Source organism: Thioclava sp. UBA3469 (genome assembly GCF_002378135.1).
Taxonomy (GTDB): domain Bacteria; phylum Pseudomonadota; class Alphaproteobacteria; order Rhodobacterales; family Rhodobacteraceae; genus Thioclava; species Thioclava sediminum.
In genome coordinates this window covers 1-4,090 of sequence record NZ_DFRG01000224.1, presented here as the reverse complement: position 1 = coordinate 4,090, position 4,090 = coordinate 1, and the positions used below count along the sequence as shown (strand labels likewise).

Annotated in this window: 4 protein-coding genes; all 4 read right to left on the bottom strand. The window is 64.3% G+C overall.

Features of this window, described 5'->3' with window-relative positions; translation table 11 throughout:
• Window positions 1-83: 83 nt before the first annotated feature.
• A complete protein-coding gene (locus B3D39_RS16390) occupies window positions 84-383 on the bottom strand; it encodes a DUF736 domain-containing protein (RefSeq protein WP_286789892.1) in 300 nt (99 codons plus the stop codon).
• 367 nt (window positions 384-750) lie between these two features.
• Window positions 751-1,710, bottom strand: a complete 960-nt coding sequence (locus B3D39_RS16385) for a tyrosine-type recombinase/integrase (protein WP_286789893.1) — start codon at window positions 1,708-1,710, stop codon at window positions 751-753.
• A gap of 41 nt (window positions 1,711-1,751) precedes the next feature.
• The gene (locus B3D39_RS16380) at window positions 1,752-2,669 is read right to left on the bottom strand and encodes a tyrosine-type recombinase/integrase (protein ID WP_286789891.1); all 918 of its coding nucleotides are present in this window, start codon (window positions 2,667-2,669) and stop codon (window positions 1,752-1,754) included.
• Entirely contained in the window at window positions 2,663-3,871 is a 1,209-nt protein-coding gene (locus tag B3D39_RS16375; protein WP_286789890.1) for a tyrosine-type recombinase/integrase, read from the bottom strand. The genes B3D39_RS16380 and B3D39_RS16375 overlap by 7 nt, the downstream gene beginning before the upstream one ends.
• Between the last annotated feature and the right edge of the window lie 219 nt (window positions 3,872-4,090).

Below are 4,090 nucleotides of genomic sequence, written 5' to 3'. Positions count from 1 at the left end.
CGGCTGTTCTGGCGGATTCTGCTCCGCATAATCGCGGGCTTTGTGGGCGGGCGCCCCGCCGTGAGCGGAGCGCCCTTGTCCGGTCATCGCGACCAGATGAGCTTGTGCTCGCCCTTGTCGCCCTGCACCAGGGAGGCGTAGACCGGCGCGGTGAAGGAGGGATCGTCGAGCTTGAGGGAGAGGTACTCGGCGCCTGTTTCCTTGGCGGTCTTGCTCCAGCCGGCTCCGAACTCGACGCCGTTTGCGGTGACCCGGTGGTCGGGCGCCTTGTCGCTGTCGTGGTCGCAGGGCTTGATGGTGGCCTTTACGTTGAGGGTGAGGGTTCTGATCGTTCCGGCGTAGGTGCCGTTGTCGTCGCGGGTGAAGGTGCCGATCTGAGCCATTGTCGTATCTCCTGAGAGTTGTCCGAAGCCGCCCCATGCGGTCTCGATGGCGGTCGAGGGGCGACGGGCCGGACGGCTGCATCCGAAGGACCGCAGCGTGAGCGGAGGACGGCGGCAGCCGAGCTTGTTGGTTCGCGAGGAATGCGGCGAAGCCGCAGGGGAAGAAGGTCGGCGGAGCCGTTGCAGATCAAGGCCGGACCGGCGCCAGACCAGCCCAGATGAGAGGCCGCATGGGGGCTTTGCTGCATTGTCGGAAGAGAACGACACGGGCAGTCGGCACCCCATCGGCATGACCGGCGTCACGGGCGGCGGGGCAATCCTCCCCGCCACCATGATCACCATGATCATCATCCCGCAACACGGCAACTCAGGTTGGCCCTTCCACGTCGGAGAGCAAGGATGCGATCAACGCGTCCGGCGCCTTGAACCGGCCGCGCCTCAGCTCCGGAGGAACGACCGCCTCGACCGCTTCCAGCTTCTCGGAGGGATCCATGCGCAGATAGACCTCGGTGGTGCGGATATCGGCATGGCCGAGCCAGAGTGCGACCTTCCGGATGTCGTGGGTGGCCTGCAGCATGATCACGGCACAGCTATGCCGGAGCTGATGTGGAGAGACGCGACGATCGCGCAGCGATGCGCAGGTCTTGGCCGCTTTGCGGACGTGCTTGTCGAGGACATATTCGAAGCCCGCTCGGGTCATCGGCTCGCCTCGGGCGTTGACGAACAGTTCCGGCGCGGGAACGTCGCCCCTGACACTGAGCCACGCGCGAAGATCGCGCGCGGTTTCCTTCCAGAGCGGCAGGCAGCGTTCCTTACGGCCCTTTCCCCGGATCGTCACGGTCGCGCCTTGCTGGAGCGAGAGGTTTGCGGTCAGGGTTCCGACCAGTTCGGAGACCCGCAAGCCGCCAGCGAAGCACAGATGCATCATCGCCCTGTCGCGCACGCCGGATCGGGTCGTAGTATCGGGGGCATTGAGGATCGCGCGAACCTCCTCCATCGTCAGGTGACGTATGAGCTTCTGATCGTGGCGTTTGACCGGGATCGCATGGACCCTGCCGATCTGCTCCAGGGCCGACGGCACCCGGTACTCGACATAGCGCATGAACGCCTTGACGGCGGCGAGCCTCAGGTTGCGGGTGGAGACGCTGTTGCGGCGATCCTGCTCGATATGCGTCAGGAACGCGACGATCATCGGCGCATCGAGGTCCTCGATCGCAAGCCGCGAGGGCCGGGTTCGCAACCGTTTAGCGGCGAAGTCGAACAGCAACTTGAAGCTGAAGGCATAGGTCTCGCAGGTCTGTGGGCTGTAGCCTCGCTGATTGGGCATGTAATCGCGCAGGAAGCCGGTGATGAGCGGAGCGAGTTGCGTCATGTGGCGCTCTCCCCGACCAGCATTTCCGCAGCCGTGGCGATATCCGCCATCAACTCCGGCGTCGTTTCCAGATACCAGTAGGTGTTTCGAACATCGACATGGCCGAGATAGGTCGACAAGGCAACGAAGTGCCGGGCGACACTGCCGCGCTCGGCGCCGCATTGCTCCAACACCCGTGTAGCGAAGGTATGGCGAAGATCATGGATGCGGGGCTGTCGCTTTCGCTCCGGTGCGATCCCCGCGCGGCGCAGGACGCAGCGGAAGGTATAGTTCACCGTGGTCGGGCACATCTCGCGATGCTGGATGGACGTGAACAGCCAGGGACTTTCGAATGCATGTTGGCGACGAAGCGCAAGATAGCGATCGAGCGCCTCTACGACCGTGGCATGCAGCGGCACGAGCCGGCTCTTGCGGAACTTGGTCTCGCGGATATGCAGCACACCGCCCGGCTGGATATCGTCCAGCCTGAGCCCGAGTGCCTCACAGACGCGCAGCCCCGTTGCAGCGATCAGCCCGAACAGCATGACGTAGAGCTGACGCCTCAGGGGATTGGGCTTCTGATGCCTCAGACTGCCGGCCGCATCGAGGATGCGGGCGATCTCGCCCGGAGAGTAGATGTAGGGAACGGGACGGGACGGGCTTCGTGGCAAGTCGGCGCGCGGTATTTCATGGCGGGGATCCTCGGCGTGGAGGAAGCGCGCGAACAGAATGATCTCCGACATGCGCCGGGCGCGTGTGTTCGGCGTGCCTGCGACTGTCTCTAGCCATCGAAGAACCGTTGCCGCCCGGATATGGATCTCGCCGTGGTCGGCCGCGAAGTCCGAGAAGGCACGAAGATGCCGCTCGGTCTTGACCAACTTGTAGCCGAGCACGCGGCGCAGGGCGATGTAGCGGTCGGTGGCGTCCCTCAACATGGCAACCTCCCGCCCCAGGGCTGGGCGATCTCCGACAGAAGACCGATGTCAACCTTGGCATAGAGCGCCGTGACGGATGGCGAACGATGCCGCAGGACTATGCCGACGCCGGCAAGGCTCGCGCCATTGCGCAGCATCGCGGTCGCGGCGGAGTGCCTAAGCATGTGAGCGCCGCGATGCGCACTGTCGATCTTCGCCCGGTCGAGGGCGCGCCGTACCAGACATTTCACCGCGATACGGCCCACGGGCCGGATCGGCGCGATTTCGGTCAGGAACAGGCGCGTCGTCGCAATTCGGGGCCGTTCCTGCCCGATATAGGCGAGAATGGCGTCTCCAATCTCCTGTGTGAGCGGCAGGTGTTCCTCGCGCCGGCTCTTGCCGGAGAGCGTCAGCAGACCATTCTCCCAGTCGATATCGCCGAAGGTGAGATTGGCGACTTCGCTCGCTCTCAACCCCAGGCGGGCAAGCAGGAGGATGATCGCGCGGTCACGTAATCGGCCCTTGTCCTCACACGAGGCGAGCAGCCGGTCGATATCGGCCTGCCCGAGGAAGCGGGGCACCGTCGCCAACTGCCAGCTTGCGAAGGTCGGAACCGCATGCTCCCGTCCTACCGGGCACTGCCCGATCGCCGCGAGGTATTTGAGGTAGGCGCGCGTCGCAACGGTGATGCCCCGTCCGCGCGCAATCCCGTGTGGTTTGGCCCGGTCCAGCACGAAGTCGCGTATCGCGGTGGCCGTGTAGGCCGCCGGATCCGTTCCGAGTGCCGCAAGCAGATCGGTCAGGGTTTGCTGATAGGTGTCGAGCGTTGAATCCATGATGCCGCGTTGCTCCCGCATCCAGTGCCGGAAGGCGGCGAGTTCCGGCCAGGTTTCCTCGAGCGACGGTTCGTGCGCCGGCGGAAGAACGCCTTCATTACGCAGATAGGTGATGAACAGCTTCGCGGCGCCCTGCGGTGCGCGAGCCTTCTTGCTGCCGCGGAACACCGACGCCGAGGCGGCAAGGCCCGCGTCGAGCGTTTCGAGTTCAAAGTCCTTCGCGCGGACCCAATCGGCCCACAATGCGAGCAGGCGCACCACCTCGATAATCGTTGCGGGCGAGTAATTCCGCTCGGCGAGCCAGTCTTTGAAGCCCCCGGCATGCGGTTGCAGCCAATTGATCCGGACATCGACGCTCCGGCGATGTCTGCGTTTCCGTTTAGTCATCCTGTTTTCCTTCGAGTTGCTTGTTGATGCCGGAGAGACCGGCGCATCGAACAAATCGAAGGCTGCGACACTATTCCATGCGATATGCAATTTGCCGGCTCGGATTGAACTCGAAGCATCCGGAACGGTTTACCGGGAGCGGCCTGAGTTGCCGTGTCGCGGGATGATGATCATGGTAGCGGGAGGATTGCCCGCCGCCCGTGACGCCGGTCATGCCGA